Source organism: Mycobacterium sp. 852002-30065_SCH5024008 (genome assembly GCF_001665645.1).
Lineage (GTDB): Bacteria > Actinomycetota > Actinomycetes > Mycobacteriales > Mycobacteriaceae > Mycobacterium > Mycobacterium paraffinicum.
The window spans coordinates 25,526-48,911 of sequence record NZ_LZSZ01000102.1; the positions used below are offsets into that span (position 1 = coordinate 25,526).

A 23,386-nucleotide genomic window follows, 5' to 3' on the forward strand; every position below is an offset into this window, starting at 1 on the left:
CGATAATCGCAGCCGTGGACGACACGGGCGCAGGACCAGTGCTAATCCTGGGCGGACGTAGCGAGATCGGCATCGAGCTGGCACGGCTCCTGGCGCCCGGGGCGACAGTGGTGCTGGCCGCCCGCAAGGCCGATCAACTCGACGAGCAGATCGCTGCGCTCAAAGCCGCCGGCGCGACGGCGGTGCACACCGTGGAGTTCGATGCCGCCGACTTGGGGTCGCACGGCCCGCTGGTTGCCTCGGTCGTTGCCGATCACGGCCCCATCGCCACGGCCGTGCTGGCGTTCGGAATCCTCGGCGACCAGTCCCGCGCCGAGACTGACGCCGCCCATGCGGTGGAAATCGTGCACACCGATTACGTCGCCCAGGTCAGCATGCTCACCCACCTGGCCACCGCGATGCGCACAGCCGACAAAGGCGAACTGGTGGTGTTCTCCTCGATCGCCGGCGCGCGCGTGCGTCGCGCCAATTACGTCTACGGCTCGGCCAAGGCGGGCCTGGACGGCTTCGCCAGCGGTTTGGCCGACGCCCTGCATGGCACCGGGGTCAAACTGCTGATCGCCCGTCCGGGTTTCGTGATCGGACGCATGACGCACGGTATGGATCCGGCGCCACTGTCCAGCACCCCCGCGCAGGTGGCCAAGGCCACGGCGCGAGCGCTGGCGAAGGGCCGGCGCACCGTATGGATCCCGTGGGCGCTGGGGCCCGCCTCCGCCGTGATGCGGGTGATGCCGCAGTTCATCTGGCGCAGGATGCCGCGATGATCCGCGCCGGTGACGATGCAGAGCGAAGCGATGAGGAGGAACGGCGCTCATGATCATCGTGGTCGGCATCGGAGCCGACGGCATGGCTGGGCTCGCGGAAACGTCGCGTCATGAATTACGCAGGGCAACAGTGATTTACGGGTCAAAGAGGCAACTCGACCTGCTCGACGACACCGTAGCCGCGCCGCGCCGGCAGTGGCCCTCCCCGATGTTGCCCGCCCTGCAGAACCTGCGAGACCGCCACACCGAAGACATCCACGTGGTGGCCAGCGGCGACCCGCTCTTGCACGGCATCGGGGGCACGCTGATGCGGCTCTATGGCCCAGACCAAGTCAGCGTGTTGCCGCACGTGTCCTCGGTGACCCTGGCCTGCGCGCGGATGGGCTGGAACCTCCACGACACGGAGGTGATCAGTTTGGTCACCGCGCAGCCGCACACCGCGGTTCGCCGCGGCGGCCAAGCCATCGTGCTGTCGAAAAACGCAGCCACACCGAAAGAGCTCGCCGCACTCCTCGACGCGCATGACCGCGGCGACTCCGAGTTCACCGTTCTGGAAAACCTCGGCGGCCCAACCGAACACCGTCGTGACGGCGCCGCACGCCACTGGGTAGACAGCGCGCCGGCGGACGTCGACGACCTCAACGTCGTCGCCATCCGTTACCTGCCCGACGAACGACTGTCGCCGCTGCCCGACGACGCGTTCGTCCACGACGGGCAGATCACCAAGCACGGAATCCGCGCGGTGACGCTCGCGGCGCTGGCCCCACGTCCGGGCGAGCGGCTCTGGGACGTCGGCGCGGGTTCGGGCAGCATCGGTGTCGAGTGGTGTTTGAGTTGGAGCGGTTGCAGCGTGGTCGCATTCGAACGTGATGAGCAGCGCCGGCGCAACATCGTTTACAACGCAGCGACTTTCGGTGTCGACATCGAAGTCCGCGGCGGCGCCCCGGAAGCGTTTGACGGGCTCGAGCCGCCGGCAGCAATCTTCATCGGCGGTGGTCTCACCCAGCCCGGCCTGCTCCACGCATGCCTCGACCACTTGCGCACCGGTGGTCGCCTCGTTGTCAACGCGGTCACCGCGGAATCCGAAGCAGCCCTGGCGCAGTCATATTCGCGTCTGGGAGGTCAGCTGCGGCGCTTCCAGCACTATCAGGGCGAGCCGCTCGGGGGCTTCACCGGATGGCGCCCGCAGATGCCGGTCACCCAGTGGGTGGTGACGAGATGACGGTGTACTTCATCGGTGCGGGTCCGGGCGCCGCCGACCTGATCACCGTCCGCGGCCAGCGGCTCCTCGAGCGATGCCCGGTGTGCCTGTACGCGGGTTCGATCATGCCCGACGACCTGTTGGCCCTGTGCCCACCCGGCGCGAAAGTCATTGACACCGGCCCGCTCACGCTGGAGCAGATCATCACCGAACTGACCGACGCCGACGCCGCCGGCCACGACGTGGCGCGGCTGCATTCCGGTGACCCGTCGCTCTACAGCGCCCTGGCCGAGCAATGCCGCAGGCTCGACGCGCTGGGCATCGACTACGACATCGTGCCCGGCGTACCGGCGTTCGCCGCGGCGGCGGCCGCGCTCAAGCGCGAGCTCACCGTTCCCGGCGTTGCGCAGACCGTAACCCTGAGCCGGGTCGCCACCCTGTCGACCGCCATGCCGCCCGGTGAAGACCTGACCGCGCTCGCCCAGTCCGGCGCCACGCTGGTCCTGCATCTGGCCGCAGCCCAGATCGACGCCATCGTCCCGCAACTTCTCGAAGGCGGCTACCGATCCGAAACACCCGCTGCCGTCGTGGCTTTCGCCAGCTGGCCGCAACAAGTCGTGCTGCGCGGCACGCTCGCCGACATCGCAGAGCAGATGCACCAGGACAACATCACCAAGACCGCCGTGATCATCGTCGGCGACGTGCTGGCCGCCGGCGGATTCACCGACAGCTACCTGTATTCGTCCGGGCGGGCGCGGGGGAGCGGGCACTGATGCGCGTGCTGTTGCTCGGCGGCACCGCCGAAGGGCGCGCGCTGGCGAAGGCCTTACATTCGCGCATCGACATCGTCAGTTCCCTGGCGGGCCGGGTGCCCGACCCCGCGCTGCCGGTCGGCCCGGTTCGCATCGGCGGCTTCGGCGGCGTCGACGGGCTACGGCGCTGGCTGCTCGACGAACGCATCGGCGCCGTCATCGATGCGACCCACCCGTTCGCGGCCACCATGACAGCACACGCCGCCCAAGCCTGCGCTGAGCTGCAGATCCCGCATCTGGTGCTGGCCCGCGCAGCGTGGGAGCCCGGCGATGCGATCGTCGTCGAATCGGACACCAAAGCGGCGGAAGCCGTCGCAAAGTACGACTTCTCGCGGGTGTTTCTCACCACCGGACGCTCGGGGACGAGGGCCTTCGCGGGCAGCGATGCATGGTTTCTGATCCGCGCGGTCACCGAACCCGACCCCGCGTCGCTGCCGCGCCGCCACCAGTTGTTGCTCTCCCGCGGCCCGTATCGCTACGACGGCGAGCTCGCGCTGTTGCGGGAACACGGCATCGACGCCCTGGTCACCAAGAACAGCGGCGGACAGATGACGCGGGCGAAGCTGGATGCCGCTGCGGCACTGGGCATTCCGGTGGTGATGGTGGCGCGCCCGCCGCTACCGGTCGGGGTGGCGGCGGTGGACAGCGTCGAACAGGCCGCCGAATGGGTAACGGGGCTGGGCTAACCGGTCAGGTCGTCGCGCTCGGCGTCGGCGGCCAGCAGCGCGTCACGGGCGCGCGCGACGCGGGACCGGATGGTGCCCACCGGGCATCCGCACACCGCCGCGGCGTCGGCGTAGGGGAGCCCGAGCAATTGGGTGAGCAACAAGGCTTCCCGTTGCTCGGAGGTGAGGCTCGCGATCATCGTCGTCACCTCGACCAGGTCTTCGAACCCCCGGGCGTGGCGGTCACCGCGCAGAACGTGTTCCGGGTCGGCCCCGAGGGCGGCGCGCGGCCGCGACTGCAGGTGGCGGATGTGGTCGGCCACGACGCGGCGCGCAATGGAAAGCAGCCAGGTCCGGGCGCTCGAGCGCCCGGAGAACCGTTCGATGGCGCCGATCGCGCGCAGGAACGTTTCCTGGGTGAGGTCGTCGGCGCTGCCCGCGTCGGACAGATATGTGACAAACCGCCACACGTCTTGCTGGGTGGCTTTGATGAAACTCTCTAGCGCCCGGTCATTTCCACGCGCGGCGGCCAACGCGAGCTCGGTAACGGCCTCGTCATCGCTTGGCGCGACCATGGCGAACCACCTTTGTTTCGCGGGCTGACCGAGTCTACGACGGCCTGTCGTAGGGGCTGCGGTGGGGTCGAGGGCCGCCCGGTTGATGGGCCATAGGTGACCGCGTCGCCGGGCAACCGGGGAGTCCGCCGACCAGGCGGCGTCGTCCGCCACGTCGGACGCGCCGGCTCGGTCTGATCGGACCCGTTCCCGCGCCACCAGCAGCGCGAACGCGAGGCCTAACAGCAAGGGCATGTGGCTGGCGATCCGCGTTGCCGTGACGTCGCCCGCGATTGCGTCGACGATCACGTATCCCAACAGTGCGACCGAATAAACGCCCGTAATCGCCGCCACCCCAATCGCGGTGACGGGCCAGACACCGGCGGCGACCATCGCAAGGCCCAGGGCCAGCAACCAAGCGGTGGACTCGTGCATCAGGTGCTCACCGGACATCGCGCCGTGCATGTGGCTCGACACCATCCCGAAATCGATGCCGCTGATCTGGGCGGCGGCGATCGCCACCTGGAACACACCGACAGCGATCAGGCCCCACCGGCGGTAGTGCGAGCGCAGCCAGCGCATCCGGCGCTGGTGCCCCGAGGACTCCTCGCCGATGCTCGCCATGATCTTCGCGACCAGGTCGGGCCCGTCGCCCGGCTCGACCGTGGCCAGCCGGCGAGTCTGGGCCGCGGCGCCGATGAGCCAGGAGCGGCAACGTCGGCACGATTCGAGATGGGCGTCGACCTGCTGCGCGAGCACCTGGGGACGTTCGCCGTCCAGTCGAGCCGAAAGCGCCTCACGCGCCGCGTCACACCGCATCCCTGCATCGTTGCGCATGCCCGGTCCGCGCGCAAAGAACAGGGAAATCAAACGACGGGAACTAAACCGTCTGGCAAACCGACCACTGAACGTACGCAACGCCAGCCCACCCCTGACATTCACCGAAGAGGTATTCGTGTTCGTGCCCGAAGGCCACCGACGATGACCGTCCCGATCTGGATCGCTTTCCCGCCTGAGGTGCACTCGACCTTGCTCAGCAGCGGCCCCGGGCCCGGGCCACTGCTCGCCGCCGCCGCGACGTGGTCGGAGATGGGCACTCAATACGCCGACGCGGCAGACGAACTCACCGGCTTACTGGGCGCCGTGCAGGGCGGTGCATGGGAGGGCCCCAGCGCCGAACAGTACGTCGCGGCCCATGCCCCGTATCTGGGCTGGCTGCTTGAAAGCTCCGCCAAGAGCGCGACCGCGGCCGCGCTGCACGAGACGGCGGCCGGCGCTTACACCGCGGCCCTGGCCGCCATGCCGACGATGCCCGAGCTCACCGCTAACCATGCGACCCACGCGGCGTTAATGGCGACGAATTTCTTCGGCATCAACACCATCCCCATCGCCGTGAACGAAGCCGACTATGCGCGCATGTGGGTGCAAGCCGCCACGAGCATGACCACCTACCAAGCCGTCAGTGAATCCGCCCTCGCGGCGGTTCCCGCCACCGCGCCGGCGCCGGCGATCGTCACCCCGGGCGGGGAGGCGAGCGTCGCGACCCTGCAGGCGGCCGACACCCAGCAGCAGGCGACCCAGACCTATCCGTCTTGGCAGGACCAGCTCACGGCATGGCTGCAGCAGTACACCAAGAATTTCGCATGGCCGGTGTCCAAAGACCTCAATCCCGGTGGCTGGCCGTTCCCGCCGGTGCCGTTCGTCAACGGCCTCGCGTCCTTCTTCGGCCAATTGGGCCTCTCACCGGCCCTCTCCAGCGCGCTCGGCTGGGCGATTTTCCACACGCTGATGATCTTCTGGCCCTTCATGCAGGCCGCGATCCAGATGGCCGTGGTGCTGGCCCCAATGGTCGTTTCCGTCCTGGGCGCCGCCGCGGCAGGTGGAGCGGCGGCGGCGGTCACCGCGGTCAGCATCGCGGCCCCGCTCTCGGTCGCCCCGCCGCTGCCCGCGGCCGCGCCGGCACCGGCGCCGATGGTGTCCGCGCCGAGTCCGGCCATCAGCACCGCGCCGGCAAGCGTGAGCAACGCCCCGACGATGTCCAGCGCGCCCGCATCGACGGTGGCCTCGCCGGCCGGCGCCGGACCGGTCGGCGGCGGGCCGGGCGCCGGTTTCAGTCCCACGGCCACGGACGGTATTGGCGCGGGCATGTCCGACGCCCTGTACGCGGTCGGACTGTCCGGGCTGGCGGCGCGCGGCAGCGCGAGCGGGCGGGCACGCCGCAAGTCCGAGGAGCCGGCGCTCGACGACGTCGACGCGCCCGCCGCGGCCGCGGCGGCGACGGCGGCCAAGAAGAAGGCCCGGGCCCGTCGGCGGCGCGCCGGGACCGCCACGGACCGCGCGTACCGCTACGAATTCATGGACCTCGACGAGGACCCGGGCGTGGACGGGGAAGACGCGGACACCGTCCGCGACTCGGGTCAGGGTGCGGGACCGCTCGGATTCGCCGGGGCCGCACCGAAATCCGGTGTCAACCTGCCCGCCGGGTTGGCGACGCTGACCCGCGACGGGTTGAGCGATGGCCCCACCGTACCGATGATGCCCAGCAGCTGGGGCAGCGACGATTAACCGACCGGGTAGCGCCGCGGTGTGAACACCCGGTCGCCGGAATCGCCCGCGTGCCACTGGGTTTGCGAGGAACCGACGATCAGCAGGCAGCGCATGTCCACCTCGCCGGGGTCGAGATCGGCCAGCCGCACCACGCGGACGTCCTCGTCGGGCCCAGAAACACTGCGGCCGATCACTACCGGCGTCCCGGGCTCGCGATGTTCCAGCAGCAGGTCGCGCATCGCGCCGACCTGCCAGGTTCGCGTCTTGGACGCCGGGTTGTAGATGGCCAGCACGAGATCGGCGGCGGCCGCGGCGGCCAGGCGCTGCGAGATGATTTCCCACGGCTTGAGCCGGTCGGACAGCGAGATCACCGCGTAGTCGTGGCCTAGCGGAGCGCCGACGCGGCTGGCGACGGCCTGTGCGGCCGTCATCGCCGGAATGACCCGGACCCGCACTCCCGGCCACTCTTTGGCCTCTTCCAGCACGGCGGTGGCCATCGCGAAGACTCCGGGATCGCCGGACGACACCACCGCCACGGCCCGCCCTTGCTCGGCCAACGTGCACGCCAGCCGGGCGCGCGCGGGTTCGTCGGTGTTGTCGCTGGGGTGCCGCCGTTGGCCGTCGCGCATCGGGACGCGGTCCAGGTAGCCGCCGTAGCCGATCAGGTCGGTGGCGGTGGCCAGCTCGCGCCGGCTCTGTGGCGTCATCCAGTCGCTGTCGCCGGGCCCCAGACCCACCACCGCGACGGTGCCGGCGTGGGACGACTGTCGTCCGCGGCGCCCGCCCGGCAGCATGGCCAGCGAGAAGTACGGCACGCCGGCCTCGTCCACGTCGGCGGCGGGCAGGATGCGCTGCCCGGCGGTGCTGGCGCGCTCGACGTAATAGGCGTCGTCAAGCTGTCCGGAAGCCGAAAGTGCTTCCCGTACAGCATGATACGAACGGCCCAGCTTCAGCACCACGGCGGCGTCGGCATCGGCCAGGCGCCGGGTCAGCTCGGCGACCGGCAGGGTGCCCGGCAACACGGAGAGCACCTCGTCACCGGCCACCAACGGCGTCGCGATGGCCGCCGAGGCGGCGCTCACCGACGTCACTCCCGGCACGATGACGGCGTCGAACCGCTGCGTCAGCCGGGTGTGCAAATGCATGTACGAGCTGTAAAAGAGTGGGTCGCCCTCGGCAAGTAACGCCACATTGCGGCCCGCGTCGAGGTGCGCGGCGATGCGGGCGGCGGATTCGACGTAGAAGTCCTCCAGCGCCCCCGCGTAGCCGCCGGGGTGGTCGGTCACCTCGGTGGTCACCGGGTAGACCAGGTGCTCCTCGCTCTGGCCGGGCCGCAGGTACGGTTCGGCGATGCCGCGCGCGATGCTGCGGCCGTGCCGGGCGCTGTGGTAGGCCACGACATCGGCCTCGCCGATCACCCGGGCCGCCTTGACGGTCACCAGTTCCGGGTCGCCGGGACCCAGCCCGACTCCCCATAGCGTTCCCCGGGCGGTCATTCGCGGTCGCTCGCGATCGCGTTGACCGCCGCCGCGGCCATGGCGCTGCCGCCGCGGCGGCCCCGCACCACCAGATAGGACATCCCGCGCGGACAGTCGATGAGCTCCTGCTTGGACTGGGCCGACCCGACGAATCCGACCGGACCGCCCAGCACCCCGGCCGGCGGGGAAACCCCTTCGTCGATCAGCTCGAGCAGCCGGAACAGCGCGGTCGGGGCGTTGCCGATCGCGAGCACCGCGCCGGGCAGCCGGTCGGCCCACAGCTCCACCCCGGCCGCCGATCGAGTGGTGTGCCGGCGCGCCGCCAGCTCGGCGGCGCGCGGATCGGCCACCAGCGACACCACCTCGTTGCCGGCCGGCAGCCGCGCACCGGTGATCCCGGCCGCCACCATCGACGAATCGCACAGCACCGGGGCGCCGCCGCGCAGGGCGGCGCCGACGCGCGTGACGACGCCGTCCGTATAGGCGACATGCTCAGCGACATCGACCTGCCCGCAGGTGTGGATCAACCGGACCACCACCCGCGCGATGTCGTCCGGGAAGCGGGTCAGGTCGGCTTCGGCCCGAATGGCCGCGAACGACTGGCGATAGATCTCAGCTGCGTCGCGGATGTAGTCGAGCACCCGATTACCGTAGCTGGCGGTATCCGTCGCCAGTCGCCAGCAGCACCTCACCGGTAAGCGGGCTGCCGCACCCGCGGTCGCAGCCGACGAAGTGGCGATGCACTCCCGCATCCCCGCCCAGCGCCGCGGCCGCGTCGGCCCGCACATCGGCGACCGAATGCGCGCACCCGGGGCTGCCGGTGCAGGCGCTGACGTTCAGCCAGGGGGAGTTCTCGTCGAAGACCAGACCCAATGGCGCCAACACCCGCAGCGCGACGTCGGCGACGGCCTCGTCGAGATCGCAGACCAACACCGATCGCCACGGCGTGATTACCAGCGGGGCCTCGATCGCCGCCAGGTATTCCGCGACGCGCGCGGACAGCACCCCCAGCGGCACCGCGGCGCCGAGCGCCACCCGGCCGTCATCCTGGTTGATCCAGCCCACCGGGGGCCTGGTGACCGCGGGAAATGGGGCGGCACCGAGCTCGACTCCGGGCAGCAGGCTTTCGATATCGTCCAATTCCTTGATGCGCCAAGCGGTTCCGCGCGTGGTTGCAAAGCGGTTCGCGATGACGACGAGCGTCTCGACCACCTCGCTGGCCGCGAGCCGGACACCCGTGTCGCGTCCGGTAAGCAGCAGCGCGCAGCCGTCGGGGAACGCGTGCACGCCGACATCGGCGCACAGGCCCGATACGTCGGCGCGCCCGTCATCGAAGCTGAACCAGAATCGGCCGCCCAGCCCGGCGAGGCCCGGCTCGGCGCAGATGGCCGCGTCCAGCTCGGCCACCCACGGCCGCACGTCGAGATTCCCGCCGGCGCGGCCAGACAGCGGCGACGCGACGATATTGCGCACCCGCTCGTGGGTCTCCGAGGGCAACAACCCGGCGTGGGCGATCGCCTCGGCGGCCGCCGCCACGTCGGTGATGCCGCGCACCTGCACGTTGCCGCGCGCGGTGAGCTCCAGCGTCGACAAGCCATATGTGCTCGCCACGTGTGCCAGCGCCGCCAGCTGACCGGCTGTCAGCATGCCGCCGGGCAGCCGGATCCGCGCCAGGGCACCGTCGGCCGCCCGGTGCACCTGCAGCGCACCCGGGCAAGCGTCGGCGTCGCGTGTCCTGGCCACCCGTCTACGGTACCGAGGCCGCAGAGGTATGAATTCTCGACACTTTCGCGAGTGCGTGACGGTCAGGAGGTTCCCGTCCGCCGGGCATACTCCGCGCGCTCATCGGCTCGGAGGTCGCTGGTGAAGACGCGGTCGGTGCCGACCGCACGTCCCATCGCTTCCGAGACCGGCTGCGGCATCAACCGCTGCACGGACACCAGCATGCCCATCGACGGCGGAACTATCACGCGCCGCTTGGGGTTCGCGATCACTCCGGTGACCGCTCGGGCGACGTCTACGGGCTCAGCATTCTTGAAGCCCCGCGCGTGTCCGGCGCCCGCGACCATCTCGGTGTTCGTCAGGGTCGGCATGATCACCGAGAAGTGGATGCCGCGCCCACGGTTCTCCATCCGCACGGAATCGGTGTACCCGAGTACGGCGTGCTTGGTCGCGCAATACGTTGCGATGCCGGCAGCCGGGAGCACGCTGCCCAGCGACCCGACGTTGACGATGTGCCCGCGTCCGCGCGGCAGCATCCGTTGCAGCGCAAGCTTGGTGCCCAGCATCACGCCGAAGACATTCACATCGAGCACCCGCTGGGTGATGGCGTCCGGCTCGTCAACCGCGGCACCGGCCGCGATGAGGCCGGCGTTGTTCACCAGAACGTCGAGTGATCCCAGCTCGCTTTCCACGGCGTCGAGGAATGCGGTGAAGGACGGGCGATCCGTCACGTTCATTCCACGGCTGACCGGCAGTCCCAACCGGGCACCGGCATCCTTGGCGGCGGCTTCGTCGATATCACCGATTGCGACCTTGGCGCCTAGACCGTGCAGCGCCGTGGCGATCGCCAGGCCGATGCCGCGGGCACCGCCGGTGATGGCAATGACTTTTCCTGCTACTGAATTCATCACGTCACGCTCCCTCGAAAGCTGGTGCCAGTCTCGCGCCGAACGTGCACTCGCCGCGCGAATACGGCGAAATCGTCGCACCGAACGCACGTTGGGTGGGTCTTTCCGCCGACCCGGGGGATTGATTCGGCTCCGCCCAGGGCACCCTCGTGTTCGTGCAGACAGTGGAGTACGCCCCAACACGTTTGGCCGATGTCTACGGCGACTCGACGCAACCCACCGTCCTGCTGTGGCACGGCATGCAGACCGATGCCCGCGCCGCGTTCCGTCCTCTCGCCGGGATGCTCGCCGAGCACGGCGCGGCGGTGGTGGCAGCGGACTGGAATTCACACGCCGACGACGGCGGGCGCGGGGACCTGCTGGGATCGCTCGACTTCGCCCGCAACTTCGCCGACGCCCCCGACAACATCGTGCTCGTCGGGTGGTCGATGGGAGGCGTCGCCGCGGCGGCCCTGACGCTGCGCGGCGAAGCGCAATTGGCGCACACCGTGTGCCTGGCGGGTGCCTTCATGGTCCCCGACCCGATCTTCGGTCGGCGCGTCGACGACGAGCTGTCGGCCGGCCGTATCGGCACGCCGTTCACGTTGCTGCACGGCCTGACTGATGACGTGGTTCCCGTGACGGCCAGCAGGGAGTTCGCCGAAAGCCTCCGACGGGTCGGCTGGCCGGTCGAGCTGGTGGAGCTGGGGGCCGATCACGGGTCCATCGCCGGCGCCGACTACGACCCGGTCGCCGACCGCTATGAGCCCGGCACGAGTGAAGAGGCGTTGCGGGTGGCCGGAGAGGTCGCCGCCCGGATCGCGGCGACGCTGCTGTACGAATGAGGGGTGGCTGAGCCGACCATCCTGCTGCTGTCGACATCCGACACGGACCTGATCAGCGCCCGATCCAGCGGCAAGAATTATCGGTGGGCCAACCCCTCGCGCCTGGACGAGAGCGAGCTCCCGAAGCTGCTGGAGAATGCGTCGATCGTGGTGGTCCGCATCCTCGGCGGCTACCGCGCCTGGCAGAGCGGCATCGACGCGGTCATCGCCAGCGGGGTGCCGACGGTGTTGGTCAGCGGCGAGCAGGCCGCCGACGCCGAATTGACCGGCCTGTCCACGCTGGCCGCCGGCATCGCGGTGCAGGCGCACATCTACCTGGCGCACGGCGGCGTGGAGAACCTGCGCCAGCTGCACGCCTTCCTGTCCGACACCGTATTGATGACGGGTTTCGGCTTCAGCCCGCCGGTGGTGACGCCGACCTGGGGCGAGCTGGAGCGGCCTGCCTGCGACGCCCAAGGTCCGACGATTGCCGTGCTGTACTACCGCGCGCAGCAGCTGGCCGGCAACACCGGCTACGTCGAGGCGCTGTGCCGGGCCATCGAGGACGCCGGCGGGCGGCCGATGCCGGTCTACTGTGCATCGCTGCGTACCGCCGAACCCGAACTGCTGCAACGGCTGGGCGACGCCGACGCCATGGTGGTCACCGTCCTGGCCGCCGGGGGACTGAAGCCGGCCACGGTGTCCGCGGGCGGCGATGACGACAGCTGGAACGTCGAACACCTTGCGGCCCTGGGCATTCCGATCCTGCAGGGACTCTGCCTGACCAGCTCCCGGGCTCAGTGGAGCGAAAACGACGACGGGCTCAGCCCGCTCGACGTCGCCACCCAGGTGGCGGTGCCCGAGTTCGACGGCCGCATCATCACCGTCCCGTTCTCCTTCAAGGAGATCGACGACGACGGGCTGATCTCCTATGTCGCCGACCCGGAGCGTTGCGCGCGGGTCGCAGGCCTGGCGGTCCGGCATGCACGGCTGCGTCACGTCGCCCCGGCCGACAAGCGGGTCGCCCTGGTGTTCTCGGCCTATCCCACCAAGCACGCGCGGATCGGCAACGCGGTCGGCTTGGACACGCCCGCCAGCGCGGTCGCGCTGCTGCGGGCCATGCGCGAGCGCGGGTACCAGGTGGGCGAGTTGCCCGGGGTCGATGCCAACGACGGGGACGCCCTGATCCACGCCTTGATCGAGCGTGGCGGCCAGGACCCCGACTGGCTCACCGAAGGGCAGTTGGCCGGCAACCCGATACGGGTGTCCGCCAAGGATTATCGCGATTGGTTCGCCACCCTGCCCGCCGCGCTGACGGACGCGGTGACACAGCATTGGGGCTCGCCGCCCGGCGACTTGTTCGTGGACCGTACCGGCGACCCCGATGGCGAAATCGTCATCGCCGCAATGCAAGCGGGCAACCTGGTGCTGATGGTCCAGCCGCCCCGCGGCTTCGGGGAGAATCCGGTGGCGATCTATCACGACCCGGACCTGCCGCCCAGCCACCACTATCTGGCCGCCTATCACTGGCTCGACACCGGATTCGGCTCGGACGCCGTGGTGCACCTGGGCAAGCACGGCAACCTGGAATGGCTGCCGGGCAAGACGCTGGGCATGTCGGCGGCCTGCGGATCCGATGCCGCGTTGGGCAACCTGCCACTGATCTACCCCTTCCTGGTCAACGACCCGGGAGAGGGCACCCAGGCCAAGCGGCGGGCGCACGCGGTGCTCGTCGACCACCTCATCCCGCCGATGGCGCGCGCCGAAACCTACGGCGACATCGCCCGTTTGGAACAGCTGCTCGACGAGCACGCCAACGTCGCCGCGCTGGATCCCGGCAAGTTGCCCGCCATCCGCCAGCAGATCTGGACGCTGATCCGGGCCGCCAAGATGGACCACGATCTCGGGCTGACCGAGCGGCCCCCGGAGGACTCGTTCGACGACATGCTGCTGCATGTCGACGGGTGGCTCTGCGAGATCAAGGACGTCCAGATCCGCGACGGCCTGCACATCCTGGGCCAAAAGCCGTCCGGGGAAGTCGAACTCGACCTCGTGCTGGCGATCCTGCGGGCCCGCCAACTGTTCGGTGGTGAGCAGACCCTCCCCGGGTTGCGGCAGGCGCTGGGCCTCGCGGAGGACGGCACCGACGAACGCACGTCGGTCGACCAGGCCGAAGCCGCGGCGCGCGAACTCATCGCCGCGCTGCAGGCCAGCGGTTGGGATCCCGAAGCCGCCGAACGCATCACCGCGGACACCGAGGTGGCAGCCGTGCTGCGGTTCGCGGCCACCGAGGTGGTGCCCCGGCTCGCCGGAACGGCCGCCGAAATCGAGCAGGTGCTCAATGCGTTGGACGGCCGGTTCATCCCGGCCGGCCCGTCCGGCTCGCCGCTGCGCGGCCTGGTCAACGTGCTGCCCACCGGCCGCAACTTCTACTCCGTCGATCCCAAGGCGGTGCCGTCCCGGCTGGCCTGGGAAGCCGGTGTGGCCCTGGCGGATTCGCTGGTGAGTCGCTACCGCAACGACCACGGACGGTGGCCGCAATCGGTGGGACTGTCGGTGTGGGGCACCTCGGCGATGCGCACCGCCGGCGACGACATCGCCGAAGTGCTTGCGCTGCTGGGTGTCCGACCGGTCTGGGACGATGCGTCGCGTCGAGTCGTCGACCTGACGTCGATCCCACTGGCGGAGCTGGGCCGCCCGCGCATCGATGTGACCGTGCGGATCTCCGGGTTCTTCCGGGACGCCTTCCCACACGTGGTGACGATGCTCGACGACGCGGTGCGGCTGGTCGCCGGTCTCGACGAGCCCGCCGACGACAACTACGTCCGCGCGCACGCGCAGGCCGACCTGGCCCAGCACGGCGATCAACGCCGCTCCACGACAAGAATTTTCGGCTCCAAGCCGGGCACCTACGGCGCCGGTCTGCTCCAGCTGATCGACAGTCGCAACTGGCGCGACGACGCCGACCTGGCGCAGGTGTACACGGCGTGGGGAGGGTTCGCCTACGGCCGCGACCTGGACGGCCGCGAGGCGGTCGACGACATGAACCGCCAATACCGTCGCATCGCCGTGGCCGCCAAGAACACCGATACCCGCGAACACGACATCGCCGACTCCGACGACTACTTCCAGTACCACGGCGGCATGGTGGCCACGGTCCGGGCGCTGACCGGGCAGGCGCCCGCCGCTTATATCGGTGACAACACCCGACCCGACGCGATCCGCACCCGCACGCTGTCCGAGGAGACCACCCGGGTGTTCCGGGCCCGCGTCGTCAATCCGCGCTGGATGTCGGCGATGCGCCGGCATGGTTACAAGGGTGCGTTCGAAATGGCGGCGACCGTTGACTACCTGTTCGGCTACGACGCCACCGCCGGGGTGATGGCCGACTGGATGTACGAGCAGCTCACCGAGAGCTACGTGCTGGATCCCGAGAACCGAAAGTTCATGGCCGAGTCCAACCCGTGGGCGCTGCACGGCATGGCCGAACGCCTGCTGGAGGCCGCCGGCCGCGGCATGTGGGAACAGCCGCAACCGGAGACCCTCGACGGCCTGCGGCAGGCGCTGCTGGAAACCGAGGGCGACCTGGAGGGCTGACCGCCTTCGGCTCAGATGAAGTCCGAACCGCCGTCGACGTTGACGGTAGCCCCGGTGACATAACCGTTTCGCCGCGATACGAGGTAGGCGGTAATGGAGGCGACCTCTTCGGGAAGTCCGGCGCGGCCGAGATCGCAGGGCTGGTGAAAGTTGTTGTCGATCCAGGTCATGACGTCGACCGGATCAGTGGCGTCGAGGCCGTCGGCGGCAAGGATGTCTTTGAGTGCCTCGGTGAAGCTGGCCGTCACGATCGTCCCAGGACATATGCAGTTGACTAAAATGCCTTCCTTGGCAAGGCTTTTCGACAAGTTCTTGGTGACGCTGGCCAGTGCCGCCTTCGACGCGGTATAGGCGACGATGCGCGGGTTCTGGCGCTGAATCGAGTGTGCGGCCAGCGTCACGATGCGGGCCCAATCCGCGGTCCGCAGCAGCGGCAACGATGCACGGATGGATCTGACGCCCGACATGGTGCCGAGTGTGAACGCCGCTTCCCACTGCGCGTCGTCCATCTGCTCGAAATAGCCATCGCCGGGCCCAATGGTGTGGACCAGACAATTGAGTCGACCCCAACGCTCCGAGATCGTCGCGAAGGCATCACTGATGGACTGGGGATCGGCCATGTCGACGCTGATTCCCACGGCGTCTGGAGCGCCGGCCGCACGCAGTGCCGTGACCGCCGTGTCGAGCGCGCCGCGGCCCCTGGCCATGACGGCCACGCTGGCTCCCTCGGCCGCAAGGGTTTCTGCGATGGCCAGTCCCATCCCTTTGCTCCCGCCGGTGACCACGGCGGTCGACCCCGCGAAACCGAGATCCATCATCGACTCCTTCGCTACTGGTTGTTGGAGCAAATCCGCTCGATTGCTTCCGGCGTCACGCCCAGCCCGCCCAGGCAGAAAAGCACACTGCGCCGGCGGAGATCGTCGCGGTCACAATCTCCGGCCGCCCACTGTTGGTCAATGGCCGCCCAGACCACGCCGTGAATGAATTGGGCGTCGGCCACCGGATCGATGTGGTGAAACATTCCGTTGTCCATGCCGCGCCGAAGTGCGTCACTGAGTGGTTCGAGGATCTCGGCGTATGCGGGCTGAACGAGAATGGGGGAGGCGAACATCTGGGATTGAGCCTCCATCGACAGGCGGCGCAAGTCAGCGCCGATGGTTTCGTCGAACGCCAGGTCGAGTCGCCCGTCAATCCATGCCGCCACCGCCTCGATGTCCGTCGTGGCACGGCTCATTCGGCGCCGCAGGCGCCGTTTCTCGACACGCGCGTTCTCCAGAAAGACGGCGGCAACCAATTCGTCTTTGGAGGCGAAATGCCGATAGAACGCGCGTGTGCTCAATCCTGCCCGTTCCAGCACGGCGGTGATACCGAGCCCGCGAACTCCATGCTCGCGCAAAGCGATCGATGCGGCCTGCAGGATCTCGCGGCGTACTGCCGGGTCGGGACCCAGCTTGTCGCGTCGCCGCGTGCGAGGAGCGGCCACGTAGTCATCCGGTCGCATCGTAGGTGGCGAGGTAGTCGGCGAACCGTTCGCGAACGCCTTCGGGCGTCAAGCCGTAGTCGGCCAGCTCATAGTCATGCGCGCCACGGGAGCCGGGTCTGTGACCCTTGGCCCACTGCTCTACGGAAGCCATCGTGGCGTCGGTGAAGCTCAAACCCAAGGCCTCGTAGCTGGTTCGCAGGGTAGGCACTGGATCGGTCTGCAAGTCGGCGAACGAGACGTCTGCGAATCGGTCGTCGCCGACGCGGCTGCGGAAATCCATTGCCCGCCGTACGGCTTCAACCCAGCTGTCGACTTGTTCGGCGCCGAGTTCGTTGGCGTCGTTGCGGTCGCTGCTCCAGCTGCGCACGTACTGAATGAGGCTGCACACCGATCCCATCACCTTTGCCGGGTCACGATGGCTCCAAAGGAATTTCGCGTTCGGGTAAGCATCGACGAGCGCGTCGAGTGCGAACATGTGCACGGGCGTCTTGAGGTGCCATAGACCCGGCGGGCAATGCCATTGCAACAGCTTGAGCACTCGCCGGTGAAACGTGTAGGTCCCGCGCATGTCGCAGTCCATCAGCCACGCGAGGTAACCGGGCGCGCGAACGGCGCCGTCAAAGTGGAAGGTGCGGAAGCTCATTCCCATCAGGTCCTGGCATTCGGTCGGTGCCGTTGGCTCGGAGTTATACAGCGTCTTCATGAGCGGGAACATGTCGTCGAGCATCTTCAGGCCGGCCTCGGCCTGTGCGATCCGCGGATCGGTGTGTTGGGTCGCGGCCTCCGGCGGCGGGGTGGGGGCTTGCGATTCCCACATCCGTAGCGACCGGAATTGCGGGTCGGCGGCCACCAGCTGACTCAAAGCGGTGGTCCCGGTGCGGGGTAACCCGATCACGAATACGGGTCCGTCGACTACCTCGTCGTCGATCTCGGGGTGGCGGCCGCAGGTGTCCTCGATTTTGAGGCGCTGAATCAAGGCGTTACTGATGGTGGCGTGCTGGATGATCCTGCCCATGTCGTTGAGGTCGGCCTCGGTGTTCAGCGCATCGACGATGCGCTCGAGCCCCTCGCGATAGTAGGGCGAACCGAAATCCTCGAGACCCGTTGCGGCGCGGGCGCCGTCTTCCAACTTGTCGGCGTCGAACATCATTGTGCAAACCTCTTGTGCACGGCGCGGCGACGCGCCGCGAGGACGGACCGACGCTCTTCGGGAGTGACTCTTGCGGTGTCCGGAGGTATCTCCGCATCAATCTCGGCAAACGGCACGACGCGGGTGGTCGGCGTCGGCGCCGTCTCGGTGCGCACACAGCGCAGGATGATCGGGCCGTTGCTGTGGCCGGCGGTGTCGAGCCAATTGGCGACGCCCGGATCGTCAGAGCACAGCACCAAGCGCACCATGCCATCGGCGTCCACGACGGCCTGATGGGCATTGAGGCTGGACTGGTGGCGCCCGTAATGGATCGTCTCCCACCACGGATTGCCGATGGAGAAGCTCCAGTAAAGACCTTGGGGCGGCTCCACTTCCACGATGAGCGCCTCATTCGGGCCCAGCTCCCACCGGCCGATCACCGGCCTGTTCTCCGCTGCCGCACCCATATCGGTGCGGTCGATCGGCGGCAGGAATCCGTTGGGCGGTGCGGCGGCGCCGAATTGCAGGAAGAACGCCAGATTGTCGCCGACGAAGTCACCGAGCGCGGTGATCTGCCGCGACACCGCCATGTCCGGATCAACTGATGGGTCGTCGGTTTGCACCGCTTCGCCGCTTCGCTCGATGCTCAGCGACGAGGCCACCTCGGTGTCCCAGTCGTAGAAGAAGTGCCGCACCGTCAACGTGGGATGGTCTCCCTCGATGCGCATCCAATTTCCCGGTCGGTCATCGGCTGATAGCACGACCTCGAAGTTGCCGTCCGCATCCACGTCGAGCTCATCCACCAGTTCGTTCGCCGTCGCGGCGACGCCGTTCATTGTCTGCAGCCCGACGTACCGCGCGGTGCCTCGATTCCCAAACAGGCGATAACTCTCGCCGCCGCGCAATACGGCACGGGTGTAGAGGCAGTCGGGGCACTCCATGCCCCAGGTCACCAGGTCGTCAGTGCTGGTACGGCGCACGCTCAGAACCGGGTGCGGATCGAACCGCAGCACCTCGTCGATTCCGGCGGCAAGCAACACCAACAGATGCCGGATGCCGGCGGCGAGGTCGATTCGGTTTCGGCTCGCCGGGTCGGATTCGACGGTCTGTGCGGCTTCACCTAGCCGGGCCAGCAGATGGGACCACGCTTGAGAAAGGTCCACGTTGCCGAGTTCTTCCGACAATGCCGCCTCTGCGATCGAGAACGGCAGCCACGCCAGCGGTGTTCTCGGCTCGCTCACGTTCTCCGCTTCCGTCGTGCCGCCAGTCTTAACTGAAAACAATATTTTCGTTTACGGGTGGCATGACTATCGCAGTGAGCGCTCACGATGTCAATGACGGGTGTGCAGCGTAGGTTGTTACCGTGACGCCCACATTCGCCGATCTCGCCAAGGCGCAGTACATCCTGTTGACCACCTTCACCAAAGACGGCAAGGCCAAGCCGACGCCGATTTGGGCTGCCGCCGACCAAGACCGGCTCCTGGTCATCACTCAGGAAAAGTCCTGGAAGGTCAAGCGGATTCGCAACACTCCGAGGGTCACGCTGGCCACCTGCACCATGCAGGGCCGCCCGACAAGCGAGGCCGTCGAAGGCACCGCCGCGATCCTGGACAAGGCGCAGACCGCCGTGGTGTACGACGCGATCGGAAAGCGTTACGGCATCGTCGGCAAGGTGTTCAATCTCTTCAGCAAGCTGCGCGGCGGCATGGAGAACAATGTCGGTCTCGAGCTCAGGGTGGCGCAGGCCTAGGGGCCTCATGGGCACCGTTCTCGTTCCGATCCCGGACCGCGACTTCGACCCGACCGAGGTCGCCGTCAGTTGGCGCGTCCTGACCCGCAACGGCCATCGGGTGGTGTTCGCCACCGAAAGCGGATCGCCCGGTGCGGCGGACGACATCATGGTGAGCGGCCGCGGTTTGGACGTGTGGTCCGCCCTGCCGGTGCTGGGCGCCGTCCCGGTGATCGGGCTGATGCTGCGCGCGAATAAGGACGGGCGCCGCGCGTACCGGGACATGTTGGCGTCAAACGAGTTTCAGCACCCAATCGCGTGGGCGCAAGCCGGTCTCGCCGGAGTCGACGCCGTGCTGCTGCCCGGCGGGCATCGCGCCCGCGGCATGCGCAGCTACGTCGACAGCGGCGTCCTGCACCGGCTCGTCGTCGACGCCTTCAAGCGGGGGGTCATCGTCGCCGCCATCTGTCACGGCGTGCTGCTCGCCGCGCGCAGCGTCGACCCCGCGACGGGTCATTCGGTGCTCTACGGACACAAGACCACCGCGTTGACGTGGGCGATGGAGGGCCTGGCGTGGCGATTGACGCGGTTCACCCGATTCTGGGATCGAAACTACTACCGCACCTACACCGAACAGCCCGGCCAGCCCCGCGGTTACATGTCGGTGCAGTCGGAAGTGACTCGCGCACTTGAAAATCCGACGGATTTCTGCGACGTCGTGCGCGGTTCGCCGGGCTGGCGGCGCAAATCCTCCGGGATGTCACGCGACACCGCGAGCGACTCGCGGCCCGCGTTTGTCGTCGACGACGGCAGCTACCTGTCGGCGCGCTGGCCGGGAGATACGCACACGTTCGCGACGGTCCTGTCGCGAAAGCTGGTGTGACGCAACTACGTCGTCGCGCCCGACGCCAAATGTTCGCCGAAGAACGCGAACACCCGGCGCCAGGCGTCCTCGGTGGCGGCCTCGTCGTAGCCGAAACCGGTGATCCGCAGCAGCGGCTGGGCGGGCAGTTCGTTGGCGAAGCTGTGCCCGACACCGGGATAGACCTTCACGTCGGCGGTGATGTTCTTGTTGGCGATGGTCTCGCGCAGCTTCTCGGGCGCGCCCCTCCCCAGCGGGTCACGGGCGCCGAAGCTGGCCACGATGGGACACGCCCCATCGAGCGTCTTGTCGAGGTTGCGGGGCAGGGGAGCGCCATAGAACGGCGCCGAGGCGCCGAACCCCTTGGGCGACATCACCAAAGCGAACTGGCCGCCCATGCAGAAACCCGCGATGCCGACCTGACCCGAACATTCGGGCATGGCTTTCACGTGATCGCGGGCCGCCAGGATGTCGTCCAGGGCGCGGCCGCGCTGCGTCTGCAGCTCTTTCATCACCCGGGTGATGCAGCGGATGCGGCCGCCGCGCGCGTACATGTTCGGGGTGATCGCCACATAGCCGGCCTGCGCGATGCGCTTGTTCGTCGACTCCTTATCCCTCCCGTATCCGAACGCGTCGTGAATCACGACGACGCCGGGCCACGGGCCTTTACCGCTGGGAAGGTCCAGCAGCGCGTCGATCGGTCCGTCGGGCGTGTCGATCTCAATCGTGGTCATAGCGTCATCTAACTGCAATCGCCCCGGACACCACCATGGGAACTTCGACGCCGTTGGCAGACGTTGGCTGGACATGCTGTCACGGCTGTTTCTCGTCTACGCCGCCGTCGAGCTGGCGGCGACCATCGCCCTGGTTTCGACGATCGGTTGGGGTTGGACGCTGCTGGCTCTGGCGGGCACCTTCCTGCTCGGATGGGGCCTTCTGGTGCCGGTGATGGGCTCGCACCTGCTTCGTCAGATCGGGCACCTGCGCTCCGGCCTGGCCGAACCGCGCACCGCCGTGCGAGACGGGACGTTGGTCACGCTGGCCACCCTGCTGGTCCTGGTGCCCGGACTGGTCACCACGACCCTGGGGCTCTTGCTGCTGATGCGGCCCGTCCGCGCGGCGGTCGGCCCCGGTCTGGCCGCGGTCGCGATGCGTGGGCTACGGCGGCGGGTGCCGCTGTTCGCCGACACGACGCTGTTCGCCGCGGGCGTGCGTCAGCGCGGCGGCGCTGCGGCGGACGACTACATCGACGGCGAGGTCGTGGACGTCCACGACATCAGGCCGCCCGCCCTACCGAACGAGCCGGTGCGGGGCGGATACCCGGGGCGGCCCGCCTGGGACTAACCACCGGCCCGCCACCACACGTAGTTTTGCCCTGTGAGCGACACGCTGCTGGTCAACGGCCGGGTGCACAGCCCGACCCATCTCGACGCCACCGCCATGGCGGTGCGGGACGGCGTGGTCGCCTGGCTGGGCAGCGATGACGTCGGCCGCAGCTCGTTTCCGGGCGCGGACGTCGAGGACTTGAACGGCGGTTTCGTGGCGCCCGGCTTCGTGGACAGCCACATCCACCTGACCGCGACGGGCCTGACGCTCAGCGGGCTCGATCTACGCGCGGCGAGCTCGCGCACGCAGTGCATCCAGATGCTCGCCGACTATGCGGCAGCCCACCCCGGCCGTCCGGTGTGGGGGCATGGCTGGGACGAGTCGTCGTGGCCCGAGAACAGCCCGCCGAGCACCGCCGACCTCGATGCCGTGCTCGGTGACCGCGCCGCCTACCTGTCCCGGGTCGACGTGCACTCGGCGCTCGCCTCGACGGGGTTGCGCCGGCTGGTCGCGGACCTACCGGCGGCGGTCGGCTTCGCACCCGACCGGCCGCTCACCGGCGACGCCCACCACCTGGTCCGCGCCGTCGCCCGCGACCTGTTGACGCCCGAGCAGCTGGCCGAGGCCCGCGCGGCCGCCCTGCGAGCCGCCGCGGCGGCCGGCATCGTCGCGGTGCACGAATGCGCGGGGCCCGAGATCGGCGGGCTGGACGACTGGCTGCAGCTGCGCTCCCTCGGTGAGAGTGATCGAGGCGTCGAGGTCACCGGCTACTGGGGTGAGGCGGTGACCACGCCCGCACGGGCGCGTGCGCTCATCGAGGAGACCGGAGCCCGCGGGCTGGCCGGCGATCTCTTCGTCGACGGCGCGCTCGGGTCGCGCACCGCCTGGCTGCACGAGCCGTACGCCGACGCCGAGGACCGGCTCGGCACCTGCTATCTGGACCCCGACGCCATTGAGGCGCACGTGCGGGCGTGCACCGAGGCGGAGGTGACCGCGGGCTTCCATGTCATCGGCGACGCCGCCGTCTCCGCGGTTGTCACTGCCTTCGAGCGGGTCGTCGCGCAACTCGGGGCGGTCGCCGTCGCCCGGTGCGGGCACCGCCTGGAGCACGTCGAAATGGTCACCGCCGAGCAGGCCGCCCAGCTGGGGCACTGGGGCGTCATCGCCAGCGTGCAGCCCAACTTCGATGCGTTGTGGGGTGGCCCCGAGGGCATGTACACGCGCCGCCTCGGCGCCGAACGAGGCAGTCGGCTCAATCCGTTAGCGCTGTTAGCATCCCAAGGCGTGCCCCTCGCGCTTGGTTCCGACGCACCGGTAACAGGCCTCGACCCCTGGGCGAGCGTGCGCGCGGCGGTCCACCATCGGACCCCTGGCAGCGCGGTCTCCGCGCGCGCCGCGTTCGCCGCCGCAACCCGTGGTGGCTGGCGGGCCGCCGGCGTCCACGACGGCAAGACGGGGACCCTGGTGCCCGGTGCGCCGGCCTCCTATGCCGTGTGGGACGCCGGGCCCCTCGACGTCCACGCACCTCGCGACGCCGTGCAGCGCTGGTCGACCGACCCGCGCGCCCGGGTGCCGGCCTTGCCGCGCTTGGGCCCGAACGACGCCGTACCGCGATGCCGGCGAACGGTGCATCGGGGCGCTGTCATCCATGGCTGAGGATTGGTCCGGCCGAAAGGACCGCCCTGAGGGAGCCGGCGAGGCCGACCCGGTGGACGACGACCTCGCGACGCACTCAGATACCGGCCCGGCAAGCGGCGCAGCCGCGTTGGAGGGCGACGACAAGCCCGAAGACGACGTCGACTCCCG

At 69.0% G+C, this 23,386-nt stretch carries 21 protein-coding genes and 1 pseudogene; 11 read left to right on the forward strand and 11 right to left on the reverse strand.

Annotated elements, in window-relative coordinates; all coding sequences use genetic code 11:
* The first annotated feature begins 14 nt into the window (after positions 1–14).
* From A5781_RS14120 to A5781_RS14135, 4 genes are read left to right on the forward strand one after another with little or no spacing between them, the layout of a single operon-like run.
* On the forward strand, positions 15–764 hold the full coding sequence (locus A5781_RS14120) for an SDR family NAD(P)-dependent oxidoreductase (protein WP_067206905.1): 750 nt from the start codon (positions 15–17) through the stop codon (positions 762–764).
* Positions 765–813: 49 nt separating this feature from the next.
* The gene (locus A5781_RS14125; protein WP_067206908.1) at positions 814–1,986 is read left to right on the forward strand and encodes a bifunctional cobalt-precorrin-7 (C(5))-methyltransferase/cobalt-precorrin-6B (C(15))-methyltransferase; all 1,173 of its coding nucleotides are present in this window, start codon (positions 814–816) and stop codon (positions 1,984–1,986) included.
* On the forward strand, positions 1,983–2,738 hold the full coding sequence (gene cobM, locus A5781_RS14130) for a precorrin-4 C(11)-methyltransferase (RefSeq protein WP_067206911.1): 756 nt from the start codon (positions 1,983–1,985) through the stop codon (positions 2,736–2,738). The genes A5781_RS14125 and cobM overlap by 4 nt, the downstream gene beginning before the upstream one ends.
* Positions 2,738–3,463 carry a cobalt-precorrin-6A reductase gene (locus tag A5781_RS14135; protein WP_067206914.1) on the forward strand — a complete coding sequence of 242 codons (726 nt, stop codon included), beginning with the start codon at positions 2,738–2,740 and terminating at the stop codon, positions 3,461–3,463. The genes cobM and A5781_RS14135 overlap by 1 nt, the downstream gene beginning before the upstream one ends.
* Here A5781_RS14135 and sigC read toward each other — a convergent pair.
* Positions 3,460–4,017 (reverse strand): RNA polymerase sigma factor SigC, encoded by a 558-nt coding sequence (sigC, locus tag A5781_RS26220; protein WP_231990711.1) that lies wholly within the window; start codon positions 4,015–4,017, stop codon positions 3,460–3,462. The genes A5781_RS14135 and sigC overlap by 4 nt on opposite strands.
* Positions 4,018–4,131: 114 nt before the next feature.
* Positions 4,132–4,833 (reverse strand): annotated as a pseudogene (locus A5781_RS26445) (DUF2275 domain-containing protein); the annotation flags it as partial.
* A 144-nt stretch (positions 4,834–4,977) separates the two neighbouring features.
* Between A5781_RS26445 and A5781_RS14145 the strand changes: the two are divergent.
* The gene (locus tag A5781_RS14145) at positions 4,978–6,561 is read left to right on the forward strand and encodes a PPE family protein (protein ID WP_067206919.1); all 1,584 of its coding nucleotides are present in this window, start codon (positions 4,978–4,980) and stop codon (positions 6,559–6,561) included.
* On the opposite strand, the gene A5781_RS14150 is transcribed toward A5781_RS14145, so the two are convergent.
* From A5781_RS14150 to A5781_RS14165, 4 genes are all read right to left on the reverse strand, one after another.
* Positions 6,558–8,039 carry a precorrin-2 C(20)-methyltransferase gene (locus tag A5781_RS14150; RefSeq protein ID WP_067206921.1) on the reverse strand — a complete coding sequence of 494 codons (1,482 nt, stop codon included), beginning with the start codon at positions 8,037–8,039 and terminating at the stop codon, positions 6,558–6,560. The genes A5781_RS14145 and A5781_RS14150 overlap by 4 nt on opposite strands.
* Positions 8,036–8,662: a precorrin-8X methylmutase gene (locus tag A5781_RS14155; protein ID WP_067206923.1), complete on the reverse strand. Its 627-nt coding sequence runs from the start codon at positions 8,660–8,662 to the stop codon at positions 8,036–8,038. The genes A5781_RS14150 and A5781_RS14155 overlap by 4 nt, the downstream gene beginning before the upstream one ends.
* A gap of 4 nt (positions 8,663–8,666) precedes the next feature.
* Positions 8,667–9,764 carry a precorrin-3B synthase gene (cobG, locus tag A5781_RS14160; RefSeq protein ID WP_067206925.1) on the reverse strand — a complete coding sequence of 366 codons (1,098 nt, stop codon included), beginning with the start codon at positions 9,762–9,764 and terminating at the stop codon, positions 8,667–8,669.
* 62 nt (positions 9,765–9,826) lie between these two features.
* Positions 9,827–10,651, reverse strand: coding sequence for an SDR family oxidoreductase (locus A5781_RS14165; protein WP_067206927.1), 825 nt, complete (start codon positions 10,649–10,651; stop codon positions 9,827–9,829).
* 155 nt (positions 10,652–10,806) lie between these two features.
* Between A5781_RS14165 and A5781_RS14170 the strand changes: the two genes are divergently transcribed.
* Both A5781_RS14170 and cobN read left to right on the forward strand, forming a co-directional pair.
* Positions 10,807–11,475, forward strand: a complete 669-nt coding sequence (locus A5781_RS14170) for a S9 family peptidase (RefSeq protein WP_067207203.1) — start codon at positions 10,807–10,809, stop codon at positions 11,473–11,475.
* 3 nt (positions 11,476–11,478) lie between these two features.
* Positions 11,479–15,051 (forward strand): cobaltochelatase subunit CobN, encoded by a 3,573-nt coding sequence (cobN, locus tag A5781_RS14175; RefSeq protein WP_067206931.1) that lies wholly within the window; start codon positions 11,479–11,481, stop codon positions 15,049–15,051.
* Between the two features lie 11 nt (positions 15,052–15,062).
* Here cobN and A5781_RS14180 read toward each other — a convergent pair whose 3' ends face one another.
* From A5781_RS14180 to A5781_RS14195, 4 genes are read right to left on the reverse strand one after another with little or no spacing between them, the layout of a single operon-like run.
* Entirely contained in the window at positions 15,063–15,866 is an 804-nt protein-coding gene (locus tag A5781_RS14180) for an SDR family NAD(P)-dependent oxidoreductase (RefSeq protein WP_067206937.1), read from the reverse strand.
* 14 nt (positions 15,867–15,880) lie between these two features.
* A complete protein-coding gene (locus A5781_RS14185; RefSeq protein ID WP_067206940.1) occupies positions 15,881–16,552 on the reverse strand; it encodes a TetR/AcrR family transcriptional regulator in 672 nt (223 codons plus the stop codon).
* Entirely contained in the window at positions 16,539–17,684 is a 1,146-nt protein-coding gene (locus tag A5781_RS14190; RefSeq protein ID WP_067206943.1) for a sulfotransferase, read from the reverse strand. Before A5781_RS14190 ends, A5781_RS14185 begins: the two co-directional genes overlap by 14 nt.
* Positions 17,681–18,904, reverse strand: a complete 1,224-nt coding sequence (locus A5781_RS14195; RefSeq protein WP_197503835.1) for a DUF1214 domain-containing protein — start codon at positions 18,902–18,904, stop codon at positions 17,681–17,683. The genes A5781_RS14190 and A5781_RS14195 overlap by 4 nt, the downstream gene beginning before the upstream one ends.
* A gap of 122 nt (positions 18,905–19,026) precedes the next feature.
* Between A5781_RS14195 and A5781_RS14200 the strand changes: the two genes are divergently transcribed.
* Entirely contained in the window at positions 19,027–19,413 is a 387-nt protein-coding gene (locus A5781_RS14200; RefSeq protein ID WP_067206947.1) for a PPOX class F420-dependent oxidoreductase, read from the forward strand.
* A 7-nt stretch (positions 19,414–19,420) separates the two neighbouring features.
* Positions 19,421–20,275: a type 1 glutamine amidotransferase domain-containing protein gene (locus tag A5781_RS14205; RefSeq protein WP_067206950.1), complete on the forward strand. Its 855-nt coding sequence runs from the start codon at positions 19,421–19,423 to the stop codon at positions 20,273–20,275.
* A gap of 5 nt (positions 20,276–20,280) precedes the next feature.
* On the opposite strand, the gene A5781_RS14210 is transcribed toward A5781_RS14205, so the two are convergent.
* Positions 20,281–20,988, reverse strand: coding sequence for a dienelactone hydrolase family protein (locus A5781_RS14210; protein WP_067206954.1), 708 nt, complete (start codon positions 20,986–20,988; stop codon positions 20,281–20,283).
* A 73-nt stretch (positions 20,989–21,061) separates the two neighbouring features.
* Here A5781_RS14210 and A5781_RS14215 point away from each other — a divergent pair, with 73 nt between their 5' ends.
* Positions 21,062–21,598 (forward strand): FxsA family protein, encoded by a 537-nt coding sequence (locus tag A5781_RS14215; protein WP_067206956.1) that lies wholly within the window; start codon positions 21,062–21,064, stop codon positions 21,596–21,598.
* Positions 21,599–21,694: 96 nt separating this feature from the next.
* Entirely contained in the window at positions 21,695–23,236 is a 1,542-nt protein-coding gene (locus tag A5781_RS14220) for an amidohydrolase (protein ID WP_067207208.1), read from the forward strand.
* Positions 23,237–23,386 lie beyond the last annotated feature (150 nt).

Excerpts from the sequence above, each read along its gene's own strand:
- A5781_RS14165 (WP_067206927.1), bottom strand. The coding sequence starts at position 10,651 with ATGAATTCAGTAGCAGGAAAAGTCATTGCCATCACCGGCGGTGCCCGC.
- A5781_RS14145 (WP_067206919.1), top strand. The coding sequence starts at position 4,978 with ATGACCGTCCCGATCTGGATCGCTTTCCCGCCTGAGGTGCACTCGACC.
- A5781_RS14215 (WP_067206956.1), top strand. The coding sequence starts at position 21,062 with ATGCTGTCACGGCTGTTTCTCGTCTACGCCGCCGTCGAGCTGGCGGCG.
- A5781_RS14210 (WP_067206954.1), bottom strand. The coding sequence starts at position 20,988 with ATGACCACGATTGAGATCGACACGCCCGACGGACCGATCGACGCGCTG.
- cobM (WP_067206911.1), top strand. The coding sequence starts at position 1,983 with ATGACGGTGTACTTCATCGGTGCGGGTCCGGGCGCCGCCGACCTGATC.
- A5781_RS14150 (WP_067206921.1), bottom strand. The coding sequence starts at position 8,039 with ATGACCGCCCGGGGAACGCTATGGGGAGTCGGGCTGGGTCCCGGCGAC.
- A5781_RS14125 (WP_067206908.1), top strand. The coding sequence starts at position 814 with ATGATCATCGTGGTCGGCATCGGAGCCGACGGCATGGCTGGGCTCGCG.
- A5781_RS14220 (WP_067207208.1), top strand. The coding sequence starts at position 21,695 with ATGGCGGTGCGGGACGGCGTGGTCGCCTGGCTGGGCAGCGATGACGTC.
- A5781_RS14190 (WP_067206943.1), bottom strand. The coding sequence starts at position 17,684 with ATGATGTTCGACGCCGACAAGTTGGAAGACGGCGCCCGCGCCGCAACG.
- sigC (WP_231990711.1), bottom strand. The coding sequence starts at position 4,017 with ATGGTCGCGCCAAGCGATGACGAGGCCGTTACCGAGCTCGCGTTGGCC.
- A5781_RS14205 (WP_067206950.1), top strand. The coding sequence starts at position 19,421 with ATGGGCACCGTTCTCGTTCCGATCCCGGACCGCGACTTCGACCCGACC.
- A5781_RS14185 (WP_067206940.1), bottom strand. The coding sequence starts at position 16,552 with ATGCGACCGGATGACTACGTGGCCGCTCCTCGCACGCGGCGACGCGAC.
- A5781_RS14135 (WP_067206914.1), top strand. The coding sequence starts at position 2,738 with ATGCGCGTGCTGTTGCTCGGCGGCACCGCCGAAGGGCGCGCGCTGGCG.
- A5781_RS14180 (WP_067206937.1), bottom strand. The coding sequence starts at position 15,866 with ATGGATCTCGGTTTCGCGGGGTCGACCGCCGTGGTCACCGGCGGGAGC.